Annotated in this window: 21 protein-coding genes; 9 read left to right on the top strand and 12 right to left on the bottom strand. The window is 57.9% G+C overall.

Annotated elements, in window-relative coordinates; translation table 11 throughout:
* The first annotated feature begins 45 nt into the window (after positions 1-45).
* Genes ACRZ95_RS06165 through ACRZ95_RS06185 form a run of 5 tightly spaced genes read left to right on the top strand, consistent with a single transcriptional unit; the run spans position 46 to position 6764 of the window.
* Positions 46-2448: a GcvT family protein gene (locus tag ACRZ95_RS06165; RefSeq protein ID WP_170676787.1), complete on the top strand. Its 2403-nt coding sequence runs from the start codon at positions 46-48 to the stop codon at positions 2446-2448.
* Positions 2448-4001 carry a trimethylamine methyltransferase family protein gene (locus ACRZ95_RS06170; RefSeq protein ID WP_170676789.1) on the top strand — a complete coding sequence of 518 codons (1554 nt, stop codon included), beginning with the start codon at positions 2448-2450 and terminating at the stop codon, positions 3999-4001. The genes ACRZ95_RS06165 and ACRZ95_RS06170 overlap by 1 nt, the downstream gene beginning before the upstream one ends.
* Positions 4002-4676 (top strand): TetR/AcrR family transcriptional regulator, encoded by a 675-nt coding sequence (locus ACRZ95_RS06175; protein ID WP_170676791.1) that lies wholly within the window; start codon positions 4002-4004, stop codon positions 4674-4676.
* A complete protein-coding gene (locus tag ACRZ95_RS06180; protein ID WP_170676793.1) occupies positions 4673-5977 on the top strand; it encodes an FAD-dependent oxidoreductase in 1305 nt (434 codons plus the stop codon). Before ACRZ95_RS06175 ends, ACRZ95_RS06180 begins: the two co-directional genes overlap by 4 nt.
* Before the next feature lie 55 nt (positions 5978-6032).
* Positions 6033-6764, top strand: coding sequence for a hypothetical protein (locus tag ACRZ95_RS06185; protein ID WP_170676795.1), 732 nt, complete (start codon positions 6033-6035; stop codon positions 6762-6764).
* 4 nt (positions 6765-6768) lie between these two features.
* Here ACRZ95_RS06185 and ACRZ95_RS06190 read toward each other — a convergent pair whose 3' ends face one another.
* Positions 6769-7158, bottom strand: a complete 390-nt coding sequence (locus tag ACRZ95_RS06190) for a DUF3307 domain-containing protein (RefSeq protein WP_170472196.1) — start codon at positions 7156-7158, stop codon at positions 6769-6771.
* Between the two features lie 216 nt (positions 7159-7374).
* Here ACRZ95_RS06190 and ACRZ95_RS06195 point away from each other — a divergent pair, with 216 nt between their 5' ends.
* Positions 7375-10371, top strand: coding sequence for an ABC transporter transmembrane domain-containing protein (locus ACRZ95_RS06195; RefSeq protein ID WP_480554771.1), 2997 nt, complete (start codon positions 7375-7377; stop codon positions 10369-10371).
* Positions 10372-10405: 34 nt separating this feature from the next.
* Here ACRZ95_RS06195 and ACRZ95_RS06200 read toward each other — a convergent pair whose 3' ends face one another.
* The 10 genes from ACRZ95_RS06200 to ACRZ95_RS06245 form a co-directional block, all read right to left on the bottom strand.
* On the bottom strand, positions 10406-10693 hold the full coding sequence (locus ACRZ95_RS06200) for a metalloregulator ArsR/SmtB family transcription factor (protein ID WP_170677277.1): 288 nt from the start codon (positions 10691-10693) through the stop codon (positions 10406-10408).
* Between the two features lie 112 nt (positions 10694-10805).
* Positions 10806-12038 carry a mandelate racemase/muconate lactonizing enzyme family protein gene (locus ACRZ95_RS06205; protein WP_170676799.1) on the bottom strand — a complete coding sequence of 411 codons (1233 nt, stop codon included), beginning with the start codon at positions 12036-12038 and terminating at the stop codon, positions 10806-10808.
* Position 12039: 1 nt separating this feature from the next.
* Positions 12040-12408, bottom strand: a complete 369-nt coding sequence (locus tag ACRZ95_RS06210; RefSeq protein WP_170676801.1) for a hypothetical protein — start codon at positions 12406-12408, stop codon at positions 12040-12042.
* Between the two features lie 4 nt (positions 12409-12412).
* Positions 12413-13504 carry a Zn-dependent alcohol dehydrogenase gene (locus tag ACRZ95_RS06215; RefSeq protein ID WP_170676803.1) on the bottom strand — a complete coding sequence of 364 codons (1092 nt, stop codon included), beginning with the start codon at positions 13502-13504 and terminating at the stop codon, positions 12413-12415.
* An 81-nt stretch (positions 13505-13585) separates the two neighbouring features.
* Entirely contained in the window at positions 13586-14785 is a 1200-nt protein-coding gene (locus ACRZ95_RS06220; protein ID WP_170676805.1) for a TCR/Tet family MFS transporter, read from the bottom strand.
* A 97-nt stretch (positions 14786-14882) separates the two neighbouring features.
* Positions 14883-15596 carry an alpha/beta fold hydrolase gene (locus ACRZ95_RS06225; protein ID WP_170676807.1) on the bottom strand — a complete coding sequence of 238 codons (714 nt, stop codon included), beginning with the start codon at positions 15594-15596 and terminating at the stop codon, positions 14883-14885.
* Positions 15597-15607: 11 nt separating this feature from the next.
* The gene (pcaD, locus tag ACRZ95_RS06230) at positions 15608-16396 is read right to left on the bottom strand and encodes a 3-oxoadipate enol-lactonase (protein ID WP_170676809.1); all 789 of its coding nucleotides are present in this window, start codon (positions 16394-16396) and stop codon (positions 15608-15610) included.
* Positions 16397-16451: 55 nt separating this feature from the next.
* A complete protein-coding gene (locus ACRZ95_RS06235; protein ID WP_170676811.1) occupies positions 16452-17426 on the bottom strand; it encodes a threonine/serine dehydratase family protein in 975 nt (324 codons plus the stop codon).
* Positions 17423-18250, bottom strand: coding sequence for an alpha/beta fold hydrolase (locus ACRZ95_RS06240; RefSeq protein WP_170676813.1), 828 nt, complete (start codon positions 18248-18250; stop codon positions 17423-17425). Before ACRZ95_RS06240 ends, ACRZ95_RS06235 begins: the two co-directional genes overlap by 4 nt.
* A complete protein-coding gene (locus ACRZ95_RS06245) occupies positions 18250-18936 on the bottom strand; it encodes a haloacid dehalogenase type II (protein ID WP_170676815.1) in 687 nt (228 codons plus the stop codon). The genes ACRZ95_RS06240 and ACRZ95_RS06245 overlap by 1 nt, the downstream gene beginning before the upstream one ends.
* A gap of 605 nt (positions 18937-19541) precedes the next feature.
* On the opposite strand from ACRZ95_RS06245, the gene ACRZ95_RS06250 reads away from it, so the two are divergent.
* The 3 genes from ACRZ95_RS06250 to ACRZ95_RS06260 are packed head-to-tail and all read left to right on the top strand — an operon-like array spanning position 19542 to position 21458.
* Positions 19542-19880 carry a hypothetical protein gene (locus tag ACRZ95_RS06250; RefSeq protein ID WP_170676817.1) on the top strand — a complete coding sequence of 113 codons (339 nt, stop codon included), beginning with the start codon at positions 19542-19544 and terminating at the stop codon, positions 19878-19880.
* A complete protein-coding gene (locus ACRZ95_RS06255) occupies positions 19873-21099 on the top strand; it encodes an HlyD family secretion protein (protein ID WP_170676818.1) in 1227 nt (408 codons plus the stop codon). The genes ACRZ95_RS06250 and ACRZ95_RS06255 overlap by 8 nt, the downstream gene beginning before the upstream one ends.
* 32 nt (positions 21100-21131) lie before the next feature.
* The gene (locus tag ACRZ95_RS06260) at positions 21132-21458 is read left to right on the top strand and encodes a potassium channel family protein (RefSeq protein WP_170639200.1); all 327 of its coding nucleotides are present in this window, start codon (positions 21132-21134) and stop codon (positions 21456-21458) included.
* 611 nt (positions 21459-22069) lie between these two features.
* Here ACRZ95_RS06260 and ACRZ95_RS06265 read toward each other — a convergent pair.
* Positions 22070-23605, bottom strand: a complete 1536-nt coding sequence (locus ACRZ95_RS06265) for a BCCT family transporter (protein WP_480554678.1) — start codon at positions 23603-23605, stop codon at positions 22070-22072.
* Positions 23606-23681: the final 76 nt, after the last annotated feature.

Consider the following 23681-nt stretch of genomic DNA (forward strand, 5'->3'; position numbering starts at 1 on the left):
ACAGTGCCTCTAGCGTTTCACCCGAGTCGTGCAGCGGAGGGCAGGATGAAATCTCAGTATCGCGTTGTGGTCATCGGGGGCGGGGTCGTTGGGGCCTCGGTCCTGTATCATCTGGCCAAGTTCGGCTGGTCGGACGTCGTCATGTTGGAGCGGCGTAGGCTGGCCTCTGGGTCATCCTGGCACGCGGCGGGCGGTATTCACGCCTTAAACGCGGATCCGAATATGGCGTCCTTGCAGGCCTATACCATTGACCTGCTCAGTGAGATCGAAAAGGAATCCGGGCAAAATATCGGCCTGCACATGACTGGCGGTTTGACGCTGGCTGGCACCCCGGAACGCTGGGAATGGCTGCAGGCAAACTACCGCATCTTCCAATCCATCGGAATCGATGATTGCGAGCTTCTGACCCCGGACGAGGCACAGAAACGCTGTCCGATTATGTCCACCGATGGTGTGTTGGGCGCGATGTGGGCGGATCGCGAGGGTTATATTGACACGACCGGCACGGTGCAGGCCTACGCGACGGCTGCAAAAAAGCGTGGTGCGGAGTACTATGAGGAAACCAAGGTCGAAAGCCTGACGCAGACCGCCGATGGCTGGCAGGTCGTGACCGACAAGGGCACGATCACCTGCGAGCATGTGGTGAACGCAGCGGGCCTTTGGGCCAAGCAGGTGGGCCGGATGGCCGGAGTGGAGCTGCCGGTCTCTCCGCTTAAACACCATTACCTGATCACCGACACGGTCCCCGAGGTTGCCGAAGCCGAGTTCGAGATGCCGATGACTGTCGACCTCGAAGGCTTCACCTATATGCGGCAGGACCAGAAGGGCGTTCTGGTTGGCATCTATGAGGTCGACCATGAACACTGGGCCATGGACGGTGCGCCTTGGAACTATGGTGAGGAACTGTTTCAGGAACAGCTCGACCGCATCGAGAACGAGCTGACGCTGGGCTTTGAGCGCTATCCCTCGATCCAGAATGTCGGCATCAAGACATGGGTCAATGGCGCGTTTACCTTCTCGCCCGACGGGAATCCTCTGGTCGGCCCGGTTCCGGGCAAGCGTGGCTACTGGTCGGCCTGCGCCGTGATGGCCGGGTTCCTGCAGGGCGGCGGCGTTGGCAAAACTCTGGCCGAGTGGATGATCCACGGCGAGCCAGAGGCCGACGCGTGGCCAATGGACGTCGCCCGCTATGGCGATTTCGCGCAGAACAAACGCTACATCCGCGAAACGACCGGTCAGTTCTACTCGCGCCGTTTCGTGATGACCTACCCGAATGAGCAACTGCCGGCAGGCCGTCCGCTGAAAATGGCCCCGGCCCATGATGCGATGACAGAGGCCGGGTGCAAGTGGGGCGTCAGCTGGGATCTGGAGGTGCCGCTCTATTTCGCGCCCAAAGGGTTCGAGGAAACGCCGACACTCAAGCGGTCGAACGCCCATGACATCGTGGCAGAGGAATGCAAGGCGATCCGCGAAGGTGCGGGCCTGCTGGATATCTCGGGCTTCTCGCGGTTCAAGGTGACGGGCCCGAATGCGCAGGCCTGGCTGGACAAAGTCATGGCCTCGAAACTGCCGGGGCCGGGGCGCGCCAAGCTGGCGCCGATGCTGGGTGAGACCGGGCGGCTCAAAGGCGACCTGACTGTGTTGAACTGGGGTGACGGAACATGGTGGATCATGGGCAGTTACTATCTACGCGCGTGGCATTTGCGCTGGTTCAACGAACACATGATGGAGGGTGTGACTGTCCGTGATCTGGGCGAGGAATATTGCGGCTGTGCTGTGGTCGGCCCGAAATCGCAAGCCGTGATTGAGAAGCTGGCGGAACAGGATATCTCGGGCCTGAAATTCATGGGCTGCGGGGATTTCGATATCGGTCTGGTCCGCGCCCGCGTCGCCCGCATGTCTGTAACCGGCGAAAAGGGCTATGAGATCAACTGTCGCTATGGCGATCACATCAAGCTGCGCCGGATGCTGTTGGAGGCAGGTGCTGACGAAGGCATCCGCGAATGCGGGTTCAATGCCATGCTCTCAACCCGGTTGGAGAAGAGTTTCGGCATCTGGTCCGCCGAGTTTACCCAAGCCTACACGCCGGGCATGACCGGAATGGATCGCTGGATCGACTGGGAAAAGGATTTCGTCGGTAAACAGGCCGCCTTGGCCGAACGTGACGGCAATGGCCCGGCTCAGATTCAGGTGACGCTTGAGGTCGATGCCGTGGATGCCGACGCCAGCGGGTATGAGCCGATCTGGTCCAATGGCGAGCGCGTGGGTTTTGTCACCTCGGGCGGCTACGGCCACTACACGGGCAAGTCCCTGGCGATGGCATTGATCAATCGCGACAAGGCCGAACCCGGGACGGAGTTGACCGTGCATGTGGTTGGTGTGGAACGGCCTGCGCGCGTGGTTGCGCCATCTCCTTACGATCCGCAGGGCAAGGCGATGAGGGGCTGATGGTGATCTCGCAGACATCCGAGCGTGGTCGGCGACGGCGCGGGCGGGGTGCAGACGCTGCCCCACCGCCCTCGCGCGATGTAAACTACCGCCAGCTGCGCAACCCTTTCCCGCAAATGGAGGTGTTCCCCGAAGATCAGATCGCGGACATGCACGAAACGGCGCTGCGTGTGTTGCAGGAACTTGGGGTGAGAGTTCTGCTGCCTGAAGCCCGCCGCATCTTTGCCAAGGCTGGTGCGCGTGTGGACGAAGACACTCAGATGGTCTTTATCGGGCGCGATCTGGTTGAGGCCGCCGTGGCCTCGGCCCCCAAATCCATCGTGTGTCGCGCCGGGGCGCGGGACCGCGATTTTACCCTCGAACTGGGTTCGCTAGTGTTTCAACCGGGTGCAGGTGCCCCGAACGCAACCGATCTGGAACGGGGCAGGCGACCGGCGTCGGGTCAGGATTACATTGAATTCCTGAAGCTGACGCATCACTTCGACGTCTTCCAGATGATTTCGCCTCAGGTCGAGCCGCAGGATGTGCCGACCCATCTTCGCCACTATTTCACAACGCAGGCGCAGATGGAGTTGACGGATAAGTTCCCCTTCTTCTTCTCGCGCGGCACCCCACAGGTGTTGGACAGTTTTGAGATGCTGTCTATCGCGCGAGGGCTTTCGGATGATGAATTCCGGGGCAACGCGCATTGCTATACGATCATCAACACCAACAGCCCGCGCACGCTGGATATCCCGATGGCGCAAGGGCTGATCGATTTTGCGCGACATGGTCAGATGTCGATCGTCACGCCGTTCACCCTGATGGGGGCGATGGCCCCGATCACGGTCGCGGGGGCCATCACGCTTTCCCATGCCGAGGCTCTGGCGGCCGTGACACTGACGCAATTGACCAACCCGGGCGCGCCGGTCTGCTATGGAACCTTCACCAGCAACGTCGACATGAAATCCGGCGCTCCGGCCTTTGGGACGCCATCGCATTTTCAGGCGTCTTTGGCGGCAGGCCAACTGGCACGGTTCCTAGGCCTGCCCTGGCGGTCGGCGGCCGGGTCGGCCTCGAACATCAACGATGTACAGGCCGCGAATGAAAACCAATTTGGCCTCTGGGGCTGTTTGATGGCCGGGGCGACGGTGATCATCCACTCGGCAGGCTGGCTCGAAGGCGGGCTGTCCGTGTCGTTTGAGAAGATGATCTGTGATGCCGAAGTGCTGAACATGGTGGCTGAGCTCTGTGCTGGCGCGCAGGCCGGACAGGCCGAGATCGGCTTTGACACCGCGCTGAGTGAGGTTGACCCCAGCGGGCATTTCTTTGCCTCGTCCCAGACGATGGATCGCTACAATACCGAATTCTACCAGCCTCATGTTCACGACTACGCCAATTTCGGCACCTGGACCGAGCGTGGATCTGTCGATGCCAATCAGCGTGCAACGGGTGTCTGGAAAGGCATCCTGAATGATTTCAAACCGCCCGCAGGCGATAGCGATCGGCTCGGGGCCTTGCACGATTTCATCGCGAAGCGAACTGCCGAAGGCGGCGCGCCGCCGGAGAGTTGAATGAGCACCAAACCGATCCTGCACCGCGATGACCCCAAGGCAGAGCCTCTGGTCGGCAACATCAAAGTCACGCGAGATGACTGGCTGAATGTGGCGATGGACGTGCTGATCTCGGACGGGGTGGATCAGATTAAGGTCATGAACCTGGCCGAGCGCATGGCCGTGTCCCGCTCGTCTTTCTATTGGTACTTCAAATCGCGGCAGGAACTTCTTGATGCTTTGCTGGCGCGGTGGCAGGCGACCAATACGGCGGCGTTGATCGCGCAGTCCGAGGCCCCGGCCGATACAATTACCAGCGCGGTCTGCAACGTGCAGCGATGCGTGGTGAACACGGATTTGTTCGACACGGCACTGGACTTTGCCATCCGGGACTGGGCCCGCAAATCGGGCAAAGTGCGCAATGCGCTGGATCAGTCCGATGCACGACGCCTCAAAGCACTGCACGCGATGTTTGCGCGGTTTGGCTATTCGGACATTGAGGCCGAAACCCGGGCGCGCGTCCTTTACTACATGCAAATCGGGTATGATTTGGCGCAGCTGAATGAGCCAATGGAAACGCGTCTAGCGCTTGTGCCTCACTACCTGCATGCTTTCACAGGGGTTCAGCCTCGGGCCGAGGAAATTGAAGAATTTCGCGCTTATTCCAAGCGCTATTGGGAAGGAAAGACAGAATGAGCCAACCAGATGCAATCATAATCGGGACAGGCGTCATTGGCGCGGCCATCGCGTTCGAGATGTCCAAGTCCGGATGGAAAACCCTTTCGCTGGACCGCAATACGCAGGTTGGCCATGGCTCGACCGCGGGGTCCTGCGCGATCATCCGCATGCACTATTCGACGTTCGATGGCACGGCTTTCGCGTGGGAGGGCTACCACTACTGGCGCGATTGGGCCGCGTATCTGGGCCTGCCCGCAGATGCCAATCTGGCGCAGTTCCGCGAGACCGGGTGTCTGGTGATGAAAACGGATGCCAACGGGATGCTGGAAAAGCATATGCAAAACAGCGCGGGTCTGGACTGCCCGTTCGAGGAATGGTCGCCCGAGACGGTCACCGAACGCCTACCGGTTTATTCTCAGGACAGCTTCGCCCCCGCGCGCCGGATGGACGACCCGGAGTTCGGACAATCGAATGGGCGCAAAATGCAGGGCGGCGTGTTCTGGCCTCAGGCCGGCTATGTCACCGACCCGGCGCTTTCGGCGCAGAACCTGATGGATGCGGCAATCCAGAACGGGGCGGAGCTGCGCACCGGGGCCGAGGTTGTTGAAATCCTGATCGAGGATGGGCGCGTGGCGGGTGTCAAACTGGCCTCGGGTGAAGAAATTCGCGCCAAGGTCGTGGTAAACGTGGCCGGGCCGGGATCGGCCATTGTCAACGGCATGGCGGGCGTTCTGGACGACATGACCATCGAAACCCGCCCGCTGCGGCAGGAAGTGGTCCATGTTCCCGCGCCTGAGGGGTTCGATTTCGAAAACAACGGGACCATCGTCTCGGATAGTGACATCGCCTGCTACTGCCGCCCCGAGCACGGCAACCACATCCTCGTGGGGTCCGAGGACCCCGAATGCGATCCGCATCAATGGTGCGAGGATGACAAGACATATAACCGCGATTTTACAGACCAGTGGACGATGCAGGCGATGCGCTACGCACAACGGGTGCCGAGCCTTGGCATTCCGTCCAAAACGCGGGGTGTGGTTGACCTTTATGATGCGTCGACCGACTGGATTCCGATCTACGATAAATCCAGCCTGCCGGGGTTCTACATGGCCTGTGGCACTAGCGGAAACCAATACAAGAACGCTCCGATTGCGGGCAAGATGATGACGGCTCTGATCGACTATTGCGAGGGCGGTGCTGACCACGATGCTGAACCGCTGCAGTTCGAACTGCCTTACATCAAGCGCGTGATTGATGTGGGATTCTATTCGCGCAACCGCCCGATCAACGAAGAAAGCAGTTTTTCGGTCCTGGGGTAGTCAGCCCGACAATTGGCCCTAACATAACGTAAATGCGAAAAGGAGCGGATACGTGATGCCTCAGACGCCAAACAAAGTTCTGATCCTTGGCAGTGCGCCGTCAGCGGTGGCTGCCCGGGATTGGGATCGGACGCCGTTCACGCATATCGTGGCCATCAACAACGCATGGCGCATTCGTCCGGATTGGGACATCCTGATCCACCCTGAGGATTTTCCGCCGGAAAACCGACCCAGAACTCTGACGAAAGACCAAAGGATCGTGACAGCCGAAGACTATGTGCCTCGGCAAAACGCTTATGGCGGTTTTGTCTATGCGGGCGGCACCATGGCGTTTACCGCGGGCTATTGGGCGCTATCAGCCCTCAAACCTTCTATGATTGCCTATTTTGGTTGCGATATGGTTTACCCCGGATCTGGGAAGACGCATTTCTATGGCAACGGAACCGCTGATCCGCTGCGTGCCGACATCTCGTTGCGGTCGCTTGAGGCGAAGTCGGCCAGATTGGGCGTGTTTGCCGCCGCGCAGGGCTGTCGCATGGTGCGCTTGACCGAGGGTGAAAGCAGGCTGCTCTATCCATCGCTTCGCGCGTCACGGATGGAAGACGCACCGATGCCGTCGACCGTTGGCGCGCATGACGCATTGGAGGCCGAAGTTCGCCTCGGCTACTATGTGCCATCAGGGAGGTATTGGGAATCCGAGCAGCATTTCGATCCGGACGAATTGGATGCAGTGGACCGTCTTTGGATATCCGCCTACCAAATCGCGCAAATGGACCGCGTTGCTTAAGACCTCAGACGGCGAAAGTGATCCAAGCCCAAACCATGGCAATATAGGTCAGGCTGTGCATCAGCTGGTCCAGACCAGTTGCCCGCCAGAATGCGGCTTGATTGGGCTGTAGCTTTTTCTTGTCAGAATAGCTGGCCTTGGCGAAATCAATATTGAAGTGGATGATCCATTCTAGGGCCGAGATGATCAGGATAAAGCTGATCGGTGCTCCAAACAGCAAAAAAATAAGGGCCGAGCCCACAACATGCACCCCTGCATGTTGCGCGCGTCCCAAATGAAAATACTCGCCACGCCCGGTCAGCATCTTGGGCGTCTGTAGATAGAAGTCCGCGAACATATGTTTGATCTGCAACAAGCAGAGCAACAGCAACACGGCACCATAGCTTTCGGGCAAACGTATCCTCCCGATATCGTCCTAAAGGGAACTCTAGGCGCTAAAATGCGTGTAGGCAAATGAACTAGTTCACACATGCGCAAAGATTGGCACTTTGTCGGAAACTATTTGCCTAGCAAAGCAAGATTACTGTAAATTCAGACTGTTAATTTTCCGTGCATCGTTTCGAAACCGGATCATTGATCAAAAGCAGGGACAGGTTCCATAGAACGCACGATTTTCCGCTTCATCTGGAAATACTCCAAGCGCGACCAGTTGATCCTGCTGGCCGTGACCTCGACGTTGTTTCCGCTGCTCTATCTCACGCTTGAGCTGCCCAAGCGCATTATCAATGACGCGATTGGTGCCTCGAGCAGCGTGGTTCAGGTTTGGGGCTACAGCCTGCAGCAGACGAATTTCCTGATCATTCTCTGCTTTGCCTTTCTGGCGGCGGTGCTGGCCCACGGCCTGATGAAAATGCGCATCAACACAATGAAAGGTGTCCTGAGCGAGCGTATGTTGCGCCGCTTTCGCTATCAGTTGATCAGCCGCGCCCTTCGCTTTCCTCAGCCCTATTTCGAGCGGGTAAGCCAGGGTGAGATGGTCTCGATGATAACTGCCGAAAGCGAACCGATGGGCGGGTTGATGGGGGATGCGATCAGCCAGCCGGTTCTGCAAGCCGGGCAGATGATCACCATCTTGTCGTTTCTGTTCCTGCAAAGCGTTTGGTTCGGTCTGGCTGCGGTGGCGCTGATCCCTGTGCAGGCCTGGTTGATTCCCAAGCTGCAGCGCCAGATCAACCTTCTCAACAAAAAGCGCATTCAGGAGGTGCGTATCCTTGCCGCTCAGATTGGCGAGAACGCGGCTGGGGCCTCGACCCTGCGCGCAAATGGGGGCTGGCGGTATCGCAGGGCCATGATCTCGGATCAATTGGGGCGGCTCTTCGGGATCCGGTTCGAGATCTACCAGAAGAAGTTCTTTATGAAGTTCATAAACAACTTCATTTCACAGCTGACGCCGTTCATGTTTTATCTGGTGGGCGGTCTGCTGGTCCTCCAAGGCTCGGTCTCGTTGGGCGCGCTGGTGGCGGCGTTGGCGGCGTATAAGGATCTCAGCTCTCCGTGGAAGGAACTGCTGACCTACTACAACCAGACGCAGGACATGTCGTTGCGTTGGGATGTGGTGATCGAACGGTTCGCGCCGGCCGGAATGCAGGATGAAGCGTTGTTTGAGGGTGAGCCAAAGACCCGCCCGCATCTTGATGGCGACATCGCACTGGATCGGGTGTCGGTGCGCGACATGGACGGAAACCAGATCCTGGACGATCTTAACCTGACCTTCCCGCATGGAAAGACAATCGGCATCGCCGCGCCTAGCGAAGAAGACCGCCGCGCCATTGCCGAGCTGCTGACCCGTGAAATCCTGCCGAGCGCTGGGCGTGTCCGCATTGGCGAGCAGAATCTGGCCGAACTGCATCAGGGCGTCGTCGCCGCGCGGATCGGCTATGCGTCATCGCGGCCGGTGATGTTTCAGGGAACGCTGGGCGATAATGTGATGATGCCGATGCGCTACAAGCCCCTGTCGGAGGGGGGCGACGATCCCGGATTTGCCGAAACCTTGCGGGCGGGCAACAGCGCCGACCCTTTCAGGGCTGAGTGGCTGGACCCGTCTCTCGCTGGGCTGGAATCGGCGGATGCCCTGCGAGATTGGTGGCTGCAACTGATTGATGGAATGGGGTCAGGCGCGGCCTTGTTCCAGCGCGGGGCCGAGCAGGTTTTCGACGCTGCACTGCATCCGGAACTGGCGCAGAAACTGGTCAAGCTGCGACCGTTGGTGCAGCAGGCGGTGAAGAAGGCAGGGCTTGAGCAGCAGGCGCTGATCTTCGACAAGTCCATCTATAACCCGGCCTTGCCCGTGGCCGAGAACCTTCTTTTTGCCACGCCCCGTGTACCGGTCACGCAAGCGCTGTTGGCACAGCAGAGAGTCTTTCTGGGTCAGTTGCGCGAACTGGGGTTGGACGAGACTCTTATCGCGCTGACCCGTGATGTGATCGACATGCTGCGCCAGATCTTTGGCCTGGATGGAACAGATCACCCGCTGTTTCGCAAGTTGGGACTTGAGGCGCAGACCTATGAAACAGCCGTCGAACTGGTCGAGCGCACCCGCAAGGAAGGCGCTGAGGGGTTGGACGACGAACAACTGGCAACATTGCTGGCGGTGCCTCTGGTCGTCTCGGCTGAACAGATCGGCCCGGCCTTTTCGGATGAGTTAAAGGATCGTATTCTGGAGCTGCGCCACAGCCACTCGGAAAAGCTGATGCGGCCGTTGATGGACGTCTTCGTGCCGCTGGACCCTGAGGCCGTCGCGCCCGGCCTGACCGTGATGGAGAACGCGCTGTTCGGCAAGGTCAGCGAGATCGGCGGCGCGCGCTCGGACGAGGTGCGCAAGCTGATCGTTGATGTTCTGGCCGAACACGGCGCGCGTCCGTTGGTAGTCGAGCTGATCTATGACGTGCCGGTCGCGCTGGGCGGTCAGAACCTGCCCGCAGTCTTTGCCGAACCCCTGGCGTTCACCCGTGCGACGATCAAGAAGCCGGACATTCTGATTTTGGAAAACGCGCTGGCCAGCTATGACATGCAGACGCAGGTCGCGGTCTACAAAAACCTGCGCGCGCTGTTGCCCGAGACCACGGTCATCTATCTGAACGATCAATTCCAAAACCCCGATGTCTTCGACATGTATGTCGAGATACGGCAAGGTCGGGTTGTCACAGATGAAGGACCGGGGGACGTGGAAGAGGATAGTGCCGCCTCGGCCGACTTGGCCCGCAAGCTGCGCGCCCTAGAGCAGACGCCGCTGTTTTCCGGCCTTGATCGGCGACAGTTGCGCCTGCTGGCTTTTGGTGCGCGGTGGTTTGATGCCTCTGCCGGGCAGGTGATCTTCCTTAAGGATGACCAACCGACGGATGGTGCCTACGTTGTTCTTGAAGGCGAGGCGGGCCTATACCTGCCCAAATCAGGCACGCCGGATGAGCTGATCCTACGCGTCGGCCCCGGGGCATTGGTTGGGGAGCTGGGCTTGATCCGCAAAGAGCCCCGCGCGTTGAGCATGGTGGCCGAAACCGACCTGTCCTGCTTGCGCATCGGGGAAGAGGAATTCCTGGCCGTGGTCGAAAACGACGCGGCGACGGCGTTCAAGCTGCTGCAGGTGGTTGCGGGATATGTCTCGAACTAGCGCCGTTCCGGGTTAACCCCGGAACGCTTCTCTGTCAGTCTTTCGGCTTGCAGAACAGTTGATAGAGCAACTCGATCACCTGTTTCGTGTTGCCATCCTCAAGCGAATAAAACACCGTTTTCCCAGCGCGTCGGGTTGAGACCAAACCGTCCTCACGCAGGCGGGCCAGCATCTGGCTAACGGCGGCTTGCCGGATTTGCAAAAGCGCCTCCAGTTCGCCCACCGATTTCTCGCCGTCTTCGAGGTGGCACAGGATCATCAGGCGGCCCTCATGCGCCAGCGTTTTCAGAAACGCGGCGGCACGGGCGGCGTTGTCTTTCATTTCCGCCAATCCGTCCGATGCCGGGGCTTGAGTGGTGCTGTCTTTCAGTGTCACCGGTCAACCGTTCTTCAACTAAGTCTTCTGACACTATGCCCTAAGAAACGTTATAATGTCACCCCTCAGATACGGGAGCCCCACCCTGAAAGGCGTTACCATTGGCATAGTCGCACGGTTCTTCCTGCATCTGAAGGTGAAGCCCGTCGCCTTTGTAGGGATGCGCGCGAGCCAGATTTTCGTCCACTTCAATCCCAAGTCCGGCGGTGGTTGGAGGGGGCACGAACCCGTCCTCAACCCGGATTGAGCCCTTGATCAACTGGTCATGGAATGGCGTTTCAATGGTTTCCAGTAGCAACAGGTTCGGGATAGAGGCCGCCAGATGGATATTCGCAGCCCACTCCACCGGCCCGGCATAAAGATGCGGGGCCATTTGCGCGTTGAACACTTCGGCCATCGCAGCGACTTTCTTCATTTCCCAAATACCGCCTGCACGCCCCAAAGCCGGTTGCAAAATCTCCGCCGCGCCTGCGCGCAGAACCGCGCCAAATTCGGCTTTGGTGGTCATGCGTTCTCCGGTCGCGACAGGTATGCGGACGTTGCGGGCGACGCGGGCCATGTCCTCGATATTGTCGGGCGGAGTGGGTTCTTCGAACCAAAGCGGAGAGTATGGTTCCAGCGCCTGACCCAAGCGGATAGCGCCTGCGGTGTTGAACTGGCCATGGGTGCCAAACAGCAAATCAGCCTTGTCGCCCACCGCCTCGCGGATCGCTTTGCAAAACGCAACGGACATTGAGATATCGGACATCGCAGGCATGTGTCCGCCCCGCATCGTATAGGGCCCGGCGGGGTCGAACTTGACGGCGGTATAGCCGCGACGGACCGCATCCGCCGCGGCCTCAGCTGCCTGTTCGGGCGATGTCCAGAAGTCGGTCAGGTTGTGCTGGGGCAGGGGGTAGAGGTAGGTATAGGCGCGAATACGGTCATTCATCTTGCCGCCCAACAGCGCATAGACCGGTCGGTCGCGGTCTTTGCCCAGAATGTCCCAGCATGCGATCTCGAGCCCCGAAAAGGCCCCCATCACGGTCAGGTCCGGGCGCTGTGTAAAGCCCGAGGAATAGGCGCGGCGGAACATCAACTCGATGTTTTCCGGATTCTCGCCCTGCATGTGGCGGTCGAACACATCCCGGATCACGTGGCGCATAGCGTCGGGTCCGATGGACGAGGCATAGCACTCGCCCCAGCCGGTGATGCCGGTATCCGTGGTCAGCTTGACCAAAATCCAATAGCGTCCGCCCCATCCTGGGGCTGGCGGGGCTGTGACGATAATATCGAGGTCTTGCAGTTTCATCCTAGCCCTCTCGTGCTTGGTCAAACGCAATGAGTTCGCGATCAATCTCGGCCACCACCTCGGCGCTGCCAAAGAACGCCAAGTCAGGGGCGTCGACCTCGTCCATGAAGGCCTGAATTTCGATCAGCGCTGGTTTGCCGTCGAAACTGCCCTCAATCTGCCAGCGGCTGCTTTGGTCCACGGGCAAATCCGACAAGTTGTCCGCGATCTGGGCGACTAGTGCGTCGGGCAGCCCAAACCGGGGGTTGTTGGCGAGGCCTGTCAGGAAAGGCGGTACCTCTGCCAGATCGAAATTCATCGATGTCTCCGAGGTGGACGGCGCAGGTTTCGCCGCCTCGGGTTTGAAGAGATCGGTCAGGAAACGCAGCATCGGCCTACCTGTCGAACAGGATCACATTGCGCTTGGCGGATCCGGTTTTTGTATCGGCAATCGCCTCATTGATCTGATCCAGAGACCAGCGGCCCGAGACCAGTTCGTCCAGCTTCAGCCGCCCCTGTTCATAGAGGTCGATCATCCAGGGGATGTCGCGCTGAATAACCACGTCGCCCATCTTTGACCCCACCAGACCTTGTCCCAACGCGGCGAGGATCACCGGTTCATAGCTAGCTTCGTCCCCGGAATGGGGCATGCCGATCATCACGGCTTTGCCGCCCAAACCCAGATACCGTGGGGCCTGATCATAGGCGGGGATCGCGCCGACGGTGATCAAAACCGCATCTGCACCGCGGCCACCCAGCGCTTTGTATGCTGCCTTCCATGGTTCTTTCAGGCTGGCGAGCACGCCGTGGGTGGCACCGAATTCCTTGGCGATCTCAAGCTTCTCTTCGGTCATGTCGACCGCAACGATACGGCGCGCGCCGGCAATCCGAGCGCCTTGGATGGCGTTAAGGCCTACGCCGCCCGCGCCGATCACCACTACATCCTGACCAGGGCGCAAACCTGCGGCGTTCACCGCTGCGCCGACCCCTGTGATCACGCCACAGGACAACAGGCTTGCGAGGTCTTTGGGCAGGCTTTCCGGAATCCGAACGATCTGCCGGTGGCTGACGACGACTTTCTCGGCGAAGGCACCGCAGGCCATCGCCTGTTCCAAAGGTCCTCCGTCACCTGTACGCAAAGGACCTTTGACAGTGTCATAGGGGGTTTCGCAAATCGTAGGTTTGCCACCTGCACATGAAGGGCAGGAGCCGCAGGCCCGGATCAGTGTCACGACCACTGGATCGCCTAGTTTGAAATCCCCTGCGGCTTCTCCAACTGCACTGACCACCCCGGCTGCCTCATGCCCATAGACAGCGGGCAGGAACCCGCCCCATGCACCGTCGGCATATGAGATGTCCGAATGGCAGATGGCCACCGCGTCCAGTGTAACCTCGACTTCGCCGGTGCCGGGTGCGGCCAGTTGGACCTCTTCTATGGTCAGAGGTTCCCCGAACGCCCGGCATACGGCGGCTTTGATGGTTTGCATGTCGTCCCTCGCTTCGTTTGGTTTACGGTGGCGCGGGAATTGGCATCTCGCAAGACGGAAACCGTCACGGGTATGTCGGTATTACGCTACGGCAGGTCGAGCGCGCAGAAACAGGACAAACCCGGCGGCCATGAGGATCAATGCCAAGAGGAACGGTGCTCCGGGCAGGTAGAGCGACGTGTCGGGCCGGATGAACCACGCAAACACGCTGGTCATCAACAGGGGCGAGATCACCATTGACAAGGCGTGCAGAGACGTCAGGACGCCCTGAAGTTCACCCTGTTGCGAGTCCGGCGTCGCGCGCGAGGTCAGCGCCTGCAGGGCGGGCGTGATCACGGCGCCCAAGGCGGTGATCGGGATAAGCATCAGGGCGATGGTGCCGTTGGTCAGGAAGGCTAGCAGGGCGAAGCTGATGACCTCAAAACCCATGCCACAGATGATGGTCATGCGCTCCCCAAGATGACGCGTCGCGGGTCTGATCAAACCGCCCTGAACGGCGGCCATGCCGATGCCATAGACGCCGAGAGACAGCCCGATCATCTGCGGCGACCATCCGAAACGCTCGGTCGTGAAATAGGACCAGATCGCGGGGTAGACGTAGATTGACACCGAGTAGAGGAAATAGACCCACAATAGAGGGCGAACTCCGGGCAGGGCGGCAATGGCCTTTAGCGCATTGACAGGGTTGGCGCGTCGCAAGCTGAAGGCGCGGCGGGTTTTGTCTGTGACCGTTTCAGGCATGACCATTAGACCGAGGCCGAATGAGAGGGCTGAAAGGGCTGCAGCCGCCCAGAAAGGCGCGCGCGTCCCGTATTCGGCAAGCAGGCCGCCCACTACGGGACCAAGAACAAATCCCATGCCAAAGGCCGCGCCCAGTAGGCCGAAATTGGCGGCTTTGTCTTCGGGTTTCGAGACATCTGCCATGAAGGCAGCCGCGGTCGCGTGGGTTGCGGCTGTGATTCCTCCCACAATACGACCGAGCAAAAGCAACCAGATGCTGCCCGCGATGGCCATGACCACATAGTCCAAAGCCATCACAAACAGTGAGACCAGCAAGACACGCCTGCGGCCATAGGCGTCTGACAGGTTGCCCAGAATAGGACCGAATACGAATTGCATGGCGGCAAAGGCAGTGCTGAGGACGCCTCCCCAAAGTGCGGCGTCGGCAAGCGTTCCGCCCTGCACCTCGACGATCAGTTGCGGCATGATCGGCATCACAAGGCCGATACCCATCGCGTCAATCATGACGGTCAGAAGAACAAAGACAAATGGCAGACGCATGGAACCCGGCTATATGACCCATCGCTCACCCTAGAGGGGCCAGCAGGATGTGGGAAGGGCGCAAAGACACCAACCCGGATGACGTCTCGTCAGGCGGCTAAAGTTTATCCGACAGCTCATCCAGTATTTGGGCAAGTTGCCGCGGGTGCGAGAAGAACGGAGAGTGTGAGCTGTCGATATCCCTCCGTAAATGGGCTGGAATTCGCTCGCTCATATCTTTCTGGTAGGTCGGAGGAATGGTGTGATCTTCGGTGGTGCGGATATAGGCCTTTGGGACCTGGTCAAAGTGATCCCCCAATGAAAGCGGAGTGCCCTGCGGCTTGATGGCCTGCGGGCAGAGCCGGGCAAAGGCATAGGGCAGTATCTCGGGCTTGCAATCATGATAAAACAGATCCTGAACGCGGTCGGGATGCACGGTATAGGACAGCCCATCGGTGGATTTGTCGACCGCATCGCCAATGGTTTGCTCAGGACCTCGTCTGCGCATATCGACAAGAGACAACCCGTCCTGCGGGATATAGGCGCAAAGATAAATCAGCGCGCGCATGGCGTGCGGGTCGGCCTCGGCCGCGGCGCTGATCGGATAACCGCCCCAGGAATGTCCGACAAGGATCGCTTCTGCTGATGAGGCCGCGAGCACGGCGTCTCGGCAGCTCTCCAGCGTTACATCGCAGATCGGTGTCGGGTCCGAGCCGTGGCTGGGCATGTCGATGGCACGGGCGGAGTGGCCGAACGCTTCAAGCTCGGGTATCAGGTCGCGCCAGCACCAGGCGCCGTGACAGGATCCATGGACCAATAGAAATTCGGCCAAGGGACGCTCCTTCAAATGTGACCGATCTCGGTCAGGAATTGCCGCAACAGGGCAGCGTATTCAGCGGGGTTTTCGACGCAGGGCAGGTGGCCCACCCGGCGCATCAATTCGAACCGCGAGCCGGGGATCAGGTCTACTGTTTCGCGTACCAGATCCGGCGGGGTCGAGCCGTCCTCATTGCCTGCGATCCCAAGGGTGGGCAGGCGCAGGCCGCTGGTCGGCGTGTAAAAATCGGTGCCCGCAATGGCGGCACAACAGCCCAGATATCCTTCGGCCGGTTGGCTGACCATCATCTCGCGCCATGCGAGGTGCTGGTTGGCGGCCCGGAAATCGCGCGAGAACCACCGCTCCATCGTCGCATCGGCCAGCGCTTCGATTCCACCGGTTCGGACGGCCTCCATCCGGTCCTGCCAGATTTTCGGCATCCCGATCTTGGCAGCGGTGTTCGACAGTACCAGCGCGCGGACCTGATCCATCCGTTTCACCGCTAGCCCTTGGCCAATCATACCACCAATCGACAAGCCGACGAAGACGCAATCCCGTATTTCGAGATGATCCAGCAGCGCCTCGGCATCGCGGATCAGCGCGCCCATGGCGTAAGGCGCAGGCGGGACCGAGGATTTGCCGTGACCGCGCTTGTCATAGCGAATGATCCGCAGTCCGTCGGGCAGGTGTGGTAGCACATCGTCCCACAGGTGCAGATTGGTGCCCAGCGAGTTTGCAAACACGATGGGCGCACCGTCCGGCGCGCCATCAATCCGGTAGTTTAGCTGAACGCCACCCAGATCAGCGATCGTCATTCTTTGGTTCCTTGCTCGACCTTTGCGTGCAGATTGCACAAACCCGATATGGGTGTCAGGTCAGGAATTCCAACGCACGCTTAAAGACGCCGGGATCAACGTTTCCGCCTGAGGCGACAACGATCACGTCATCCCCTTCGACTTGATCCTGTCGGAACAGGGCCGAGGCCAGCGAAACCGCACCGCCCGGCTCCAGCACGATCTTGAGGCGCAAAAAGGCCAGCGCCATGGCGTGCAGCGCCTCGTCTTCGGTTACGGATAGGCCGGGGCCGCAGAGGCGGTTTAGGATCGGAAAAGTAATGTCACCCGGTTGCGGTGTCAGGATCGCGTCGCAGATGTTGCCAGCAGTCGCAAGATTGCCTTGGATCTGCCCCGCCTCCAGCGAGCGTTTGACATCGTCGAACCCGTCCGGTTCACACGGGCGGGCACGCAGGCCAGGGGCGTGGGCCTCAAGCGCAAGCGCGATGCCCGAGGTCAGCCCGCCACCGCCGCAACAGACCAGAATGTCGGCATCGGTCACGCCCGCAGCTTTGGCTTGGCGCGCAATCTCGAGCCCGGCGGTGCCTTGCCCCGCGATGACTTGGGGTTCGTCGTAGGGGCGGATCAGGGTCAGGCCGCGTTCTGAGGCCAGTGCATTGCCGATCTCTTCGCGGCTTTCCTTGGCTCGGTCGTAAAGAACAACTTCACCGCCCAAGGCACGCGTGTTGTCGATCTTCAGCTGCGGCGCGTCCGAAGGCATGATGATGACCGAGGAGATTCCGTGCTTCGCCGCCGCCAAGGCCACCCCCTGCGCATGGTTGCCCGAGGAATAGGCGATCACGCCGCGCTGTCTTTCCGCCTCGCTCAGCGCCGAGATGGCCGACCATGCGCCGCGGAATTTGAAGCTGCCGGTGTGTTGCAGGCATTCCGGTTTGACCCACACCCGTCGCCCGGCGATTTCGTCCAGAAAGGGTGAGGTCAGAAGGGGCGTCTCGCGAACATACCCTTGCAGCCGATGGGCGGCGGCTTCGATCAGCTCTAGTGTACTCATGCTTGGTCCAGAATCTTGCGAATAACGGTGAGGGATTGCGGCTCGTCCAGAAAGGGCACATGGCCGCGATCCGGGATTTCAGCCGTGATCAGGCCCGGGCGGCGGGTCTGTATCTGTTTCAGTGTTTCTTGGCTCAGGATGTCCGAGTTGGCGCCGCGTAGAACGCCCGTCGGAATGCCCTGCAGCGCCTCAAAGAAGGGCCATAGATCCGGTACTGGGCCAGCTGCGGCTTGTTCCAGAAGGGCCGTGCGCAGGGCTGGGTCATAACGCAAGGCCAGCCCCTCAGGTGTCTCCTGATACTGGTTCTCGGCCTGTATGCGCCAAATTTCCAACGTGACGCCGGGGAAATGCGGCTCCATCACCGCTTTCAGAGTGGCGGCGGCCTCATCATAGGTCTTTGAGTTAGGTGCTACGCCCACATAATCCATGATCCGAGCCATACCTGAGGCTTCAATCACCGGACCCACGTCATTGAGGATCACGCCCGCCAGTCGGTCCGGCTGCATGGTGGCGAGCGTCATCGCAATCATCCCGCCGCGCGACGTGCCCAAAACCACCACTCGGTCAAGGGCCAGATGGTCCAGCAGTTCGACAACATCCTGAGTTTCGCGCAGGACGTTGTAGTTCGCGTGGTTCGGATCATGATCCGACTGCCCACGCCCCCGCGCATCCAATGTGATAAGGCGGGCATCGGCTATATGCGTAGCAAGAAGAGAGAAATCGCGTCCGTTGCGCGTCAACCCTGCAAGACACAGAAGAGGAGTGCCTGCGCCACTCTCCTCATAGTGCAGCCGAATCCCGTCAGACGTTTTGAATTCGCCCATTACAGCCCGGCCAGTTCGGGGATTGAGGTCAGGTCAGACAGAACATGCGCCGGTTTCCACGGCAGTCGATCCATCGGTTCGCCAGTGCGATTGACCCATGCGGTAACAAAGCCGTATCCGCTTGCCCCGGCAGCGTCCCAACCGTTGGAACTGACGAACAGAACCTCATCGCGGGCACATCCGAACCGGCCCTGCACAAGATCATAGACCTTGGCGTGGGGTTTGAAGATACCGACGCTTTCTACCGACAGCACATCGTCCAAAACATCGCCAATACCGGCCGATTGCACCGCGCCATCCAACATGGGAGGCGACCCGTTCGACAGAATCGCGGTTTGCAGCCCGCCTTGTTTCAGCGTCTGTAGCATCTGGGGCACCTCGGGATAGGCGCGTAGCTCCCAGTAAAGATCCAGCAGCCGCTGGCGCAGCTTGGCATCCCCGTGCAGCCCCGTCGCCTCGAGCGCCCAGTCCAACCCGTCTTGTGTGACATCCCAGAAATCGCAATGAGCGTCTGCGACGGCGCGCAGCCATGTGTATTGCAATTGCTTGAGCCGCCAGTGATTTGCCAGGTCCGGCCAAGTATCGCGGAGCGCCTCAAAGCCCGGCTCTACAGCGGCCTGACGTGCCGCAGCCGCCACATCGAACAATGTGCCATAAGCGTCAAATATACAGGTCGTGATTGCCACTAGCTCTCTCCCCTTTTTCTGGCGCAAGTTGGCACAAGAGGGCGGTGCAGGAAAGAGCCAAGGTCCGACAACATTTTGTCAGGCGCGGGCTAGTTAGGCGAAGTGACAGTAGCGGTTTGCACTTTTTCTGAAGCGAGAGACCGGGTATTTCTTCTGTCGGTGTCAATGCTAACGAGACTCGCTCATCCCTGCTCAAGAGAGCATAAAGAAACCGATAGTGATCTGAGAATTGGTGGAGCCTAGGGGAAATGCCGCCGAACGACTAATGCACTGATAGTAAAAGCTATTGTAGTGTGTTGGTTTGCGGTGTGTCTCACCTTATTGTCACACTCCAATATGCACAACCTCTTCCGCAAAGCTGTGCACATCAAAGCATACAAACCTCTTTAGTGCCCTGCTTGGTCTACTGTTCAGACCTACTGCTTCTTCCGTTTTGAAGTGTTGCGAACGAAGTTGAACAGTTGTGTGCGGATCTGCTCGGCAACTACCTTACTCACGCCGTACTAAGCCGTATTAAAGCCACTTCGCTATCTGCAGCGAGATTGGTCTTTTTGATTTCAATCAGTTATATTTGAATGTGATCGCTTGAAGGCGGGGTGGGGCAGGTGAACAGTTCTATTTCTGATGAGGCAATGGCAAGGCTCCCATTTTGGGTAACACCCCCGGGGGAGACAGACGGTTTTCTGATCGTTGTTGGGTTGGTTCTAGTCATAGTGCTGATGGGTTTTGGTGCGCTTTACTTCACCGTACAGGCCATTCCAGACCGCATGGCAGCAGGTGCTCACAAAGTGCAAATGCAGTTGGTCGGTGTGCTTGGGCTGATCTCTCTCTTCACCCTCAACAACGCTTTTTGGATCGCAGCAATTCTGATCGCCGCCGTGCCCTTGCATGAAATCTTTCCGCTCAAGACCGAAGTAGACATCTCGGAGAGCGACGATGCTTGAGTTGGTCTTCTCTGCACTGATCACAATCGTCCCGGACTACCTTTATCGCCGCTACAAGCAGGGCAAGCGGTGGGGCCAGGAAATTACCCTCTTCAATGTCTGGTATGAATTGCGGTGGGGTTTGACCGCCTGTGCAATACTGGCTGTGACGCTGATCACGGTGATCTTCTATTTCCACCCTTCAACGCGGAATGTCTCAGCTGCATTTCGCACAGTTACCATTCTGTCGGATCGCGTGGGGCGGGTCGCGGAAGTCTACGTTGCCAATAATGAGGACGTTATGGCTGGCGAGCCGATTTTCCGACTGGACACCACACGGCAGGAGGCAGCAGCAGAAACGGCTCAGCGACGTATCGAGGAGATTGAGGCGGCTTTAGGCCTGACCGCAACGGAAGTTGTGAGTGCCACCGCCAGGGTTGAGGCGACAGAAGCTGACCTTGCTCAGGCGACGAGTGATTTGGAGCGACGCCTGGAGCTTGCGGAGCGAAACAACACCGTTGTTAGTAAGCAGGAACTGGAACGGTTGCAAACCGCAGTGACCGGCGCAGAAAGTCAGCGCGCAGCCGCTATTGCCTCGTTAGACGGTTCCAAATTGCGCCAAACCACCCTTCTCCCTGCACAGCTTGAAACTGCGCGTGCGGTTTTGAGAGAGGCTGAGAACGAGATATCAAAATCCACCGTATTTGCCGAGGTGGATGGGACGGTAACGCAATTTCTCCTCAAGCCAGGTGATATCGTTAATCCAATACTACGCCCTGCAGGGATTTTGGTGCCTGAGGTTACGGGACAGGGGCGCTTTATCGCGGCTTTTGGTCAGATTTCTGCCAGCGTACTAAGGCCGGGTATGCTGGTGGAAATCACCTGCGCGTCTAAACCGTTGACCATAGTCCCGATGGTTGTGGATGACGTGCAAGGGGCGATTGCTGCGGGGCAGTTCCGACCGGGCGATGCGCTGCTGGATCAGCAGGATCGAGCGCGACCCGGTACAGTTACAGCGTTCCTAGCACCTATTTTTCCAGAGCATCTTGATAGCATCCCGCCCGGTAGTGCGTGCGTTGGTGTTGCTTATACGAGCAGAGCAAAGGAGATCGACGCTGGTGAGATCACGGGCCTGTCTGCCTTCATTGCAAGGATTGTGGATGGTATGGGAATAGCAAATGCAATTGTCTTGCGTGCACAGGCCATTCTGCTTCCTGTTAAGACATTGGTATTCAACTAGGCCCACAACTGGCAGTGAGGTAGAGGTTCGCTATGGGTTGCGACGCCAGCTACATTTGCACGTTTCTATCAGTTTTCCTTTGGGACCTGATCTACCTGTCACCGATACTCGTATTCTTGTTGGTTTTGGTGTGCGTGCTTGGGGTATCAATTGGCCGGATCGAAGGCTGGTCGACCGGGGTGAGCCTTTACCATGCCTTCATAAACGCAACTACGGTTGGCTACGGAGACATTAGGCCTGAGAAACCCACGAGCCGGGCTTTATCGGTTGTTAACGCATTTGTTGGGCTTATCTTTGCAGGCATTATCGTCGGTATAGGTGTACATGCCGTCGAGACTGCGATGGTCGCCGATTTATAGTTAGCTATCTCACTCTTTGGTGGCTGTGCTGTAGGTCTACTAGATGAGGGTTTGTTTTGTATTCAGTATGCGTCACAGCGGTGTTTCGAGCGGTCTAAACGCGACAGCAACGCCTGTGCTTGCTAACAAAATGAAATAGCCCTTTTGTGAACCTGTGCGCGTAGTTAGTTTATCGCACTTGCTGCATGAAGATGTTTAGTTTTTTAGCCGCTGCGAACGGCTGTCACTTTTCGGAAAAAAAACCTCTCTGTCATCCCAGTACCAATCATAGCGTGCAGTGTGCATTTATTGAGACAACAACACCGAACTAGAGCGGCGATAACTTATAGTGACTCGCTCTATGGTACAACTTTCTCTATCCAATACGACAGATACTGGCTCGGAGAGATTTGCCAAAATTTTGCGGTAAATTCGGCCAGCACGGCGGACATTGACGCGATATATAGCGAGTGAGCGTCCTAAGTCCAAAACACTCAGTTCCTCAGAGCACCGGCTCCAGACGAGAGTCGCTTCAAACACAAATTTCTAAACGCGATTAAGCGCGAGCCAGATCAAAAAACCAACGTACAAGAAAACAGATACGTTCAAAACCGTATCGACGATAGAACCTGTCATTTGGTGGCCTCTTTTGAAAGCGACTTGAGGAGACAGATCACAAGTATTGGCACGATGAATACAAACGCAATTGCCGAGAGTGCGATAATAGATCTGACAAGTGAAACATCATTTACGAGGATCATGGCTAGACCCAAGGCGCCTAGAACTATCCCCCAGATGGTTCGAACGCTCGGCGAGGGGTTTTCGTCTCCGCCTGTTCCAATCATTGCAAGTGTGAAGCCTGCGCTCACGACGCTCGTTACAACAAAGAGGAAAGCGGCAGTTATCGTCGCTATCTGCGTGATAAACTTCAATGGAAACTGTTGCAGGAGAGCGAATGTCGTCGCATCAAGGCTCTTTTCGTTGACCTCAAGAAGATGACCACTTCCATCCAAAACATCAAAAAAACCTACACCGCCGAGCACTCCAAACCAGAAAATCGAAAAAAGAGTGGGCGCAATTATGACCCCGGCCAGAAACTCGCGTATTGTGCGCCCCCGCGAAATGCGTGCAATGAAAATGCCGACAAATGGAGACCATGCAAGCCACCAGATCATGTAATTAAGCGTCCAGTCTTGAAACCAGGTGGAAATGCTCTGATCGAAAAATTCTGTTGTCGAAAAACCGGCAGGTATGACGTTGTAAACATAACGTCCAAAACCCGAGACGATCGAATTCATCACAAAAGACGTGGGACCGACGACAAGTAGAAAAACCAAAAGACTGATCGCGATCGCCATCGCCAAGTTTGACAGTTTTGACATTCCTTCTCCTAGATCACGTCTCAGAGGAATAAGGAAAGCAACGCACATGGCGGAAAAAATAATTGCCGTTAGATAAGGAGAATTTGGTATTCCAAGAACCCCTGCCAGTCCTGTTTGAATTTGAAACACACCCATGGCCAACGAACCCGCTAGGCCAACGGCTATGGCGACGACCGATAAGAAATCGAACAACCATGCCAACCCGCGGGTCCAAGTTTTCTCGCCGTACACGTCCAGCAACGGAGCGCTTAGCAGCAACGAACGTTCACGTCGAAACGCAAAATAGGCAACTATCAGTGCAACGACACCGTAGATGGCCCAGGCGTGGAACCCCCAGTTCAAATAGGTTACGAACATGGCGAGCCTTGCGGCTTCTGGATCGGAAGAAAAATCGCGTATTACCGAAAAGTGGGTTAGTGGCTCTGATACGCCAAAAAACAGCAGGCCCACTCCCATACCAGCCGCGAAAAGCATTGCAATCCAAGCTGTAGTCGAAAACTCGGGCTCTGAACCTTCGGGTCCAATTCGGATAGAGCCGTACTTGGAAACTGCGAAATAGATTGCCAGCAACAAAAGTGCGCTGGCTTCGAGCATTATGAACCAGCCTCGGCTTTCGAACTGGATAGTGACAATTCTTGAGGAGACAGAACCCAAGCCATGCGGGTCGACAACACCCCATAGTGCAATACAGCTGCTGACGAAGAGAGCCGAAATCAAAAGCGCATTGACTTTCATAAAATTCCCAATCGAAGAAAAATGGCTTCGTTTAATCGTAGCAGCGATCATCCAGCTCTAATAGCTGGAAACTTTTCTTTCCGGATTGAAACAGATGACCGTTTTGTCCCGCTTTGTAGTCTTTCGA

The sequence above is a fragment of the Ruegeria sp. AI3 genome (assembly GCF_056541245.1).

Excerpts from the sequence above, each read along its gene's own strand:
- ACRZ95_RS06205 (WP_170676799.1), bottom strand. The coding sequence starts at position 12,038 with ATGAAACTGCAAGACCTCGATATTATCGTCACAGCCCCGCCAGCCCCA.
- ACRZ95_RS06170 (WP_170676789.1), top strand. The coding sequence starts at position 2,448 with ATGGTGATCTCGCAGACATCCGAGCGTGGTCGGCGACGGCGCGGGCGG.
- ACRZ95_RS06235 (WP_170676811.1), bottom strand. The coding sequence starts at position 17,426 with ATGAGTACACTAGAGCTGATCGAAGCCGCCGCCCATCGGCTGCAAGGG.
- ACRZ95_RS06175 (WP_170676791.1), top strand. The coding sequence starts at position 4,002 with ATGAGCACCAAACCGATCCTGCACCGCGATGACCCCAAGGCAGAGCCT.
- ACRZ95_RS06240 (WP_170676813.1), bottom strand. The coding sequence starts at position 18,250 with ATGGGCGAATTCAAAACGTCTGACGGGATTCGGCTGCACTATGAGGAG.
- ACRZ95_RS06260 (WP_170639200.1), top strand. The coding sequence starts at position 21,132 with ATGGGTTGCGACGCCAGCTACATTTGCACGTTTCTATCAGTTTTCCTT.
- ACRZ95_RS06220 (WP_170676805.1), bottom strand. The coding sequence starts at position 14,785 with ATGCGTCTGCCATTTGTCTTTGTTCTTCTGACCGTCATGATTGACGCG.
- ACRZ95_RS06215 (WP_170676803.1), bottom strand. The coding sequence starts at position 13,504 with ATGCAAACCATCAAAGCCGCCGTATGCCGGGCGTTCGGGGAACCTCTG.
- pcaD (WP_170676809.1), bottom strand. The coding sequence starts at position 16,396 with ATGACGATCGCTGATCTGGGTGGCGTTCAGCTAAACTACCGGATTGAT.
- ACRZ95_RS06185 (WP_170676795.1), top strand. The coding sequence starts at position 6,033 with ATGCCTCAGACGCCAAACAAAGTTCTGATCCTTGGCAGTGCGCCGTCA.
- ACRZ95_RS06255 (WP_170676818.1), top strand. The coding sequence starts at position 19,873 with ATGCTTGAGTTGGTCTTCTCTGCACTGATCACAATCGTCCCGGACTAC.
- ACRZ95_RS06165 (WP_170676787.1), top strand. The coding sequence starts at position 46 with ATGAAATCTCAGTATCGCGTTGTGGTCATCGGGGGCGGGGTCGTTGGG.
- ACRZ95_RS06180 (WP_170676793.1), top strand. The coding sequence starts at position 4,673 with ATGAGCCAACCAGATGCAATCATAATCGGGACAGGCGTCATTGGCGCG.
- ACRZ95_RS06265 (WP_480554678.1), bottom strand. The coding sequence starts at position 23,605 with ATGATCGCTGCTACGATTAAACGAAGCCATTTTTCTTCGATTGGGAAT.
- ACRZ95_RS06210 (WP_170676801.1), bottom strand. The coding sequence starts at position 12,408 with ATGCTGCGTTTCCTGACCGATCTCTTCAAACCCGAGGCGGCGAAACCT.
- ACRZ95_RS06200 (WP_170677277.1), bottom strand. The coding sequence starts at position 10,693 with ATGAAAGACAACGCCGCCCGTGCCGCCGCGTTTCTGAAAACGCTGGCG.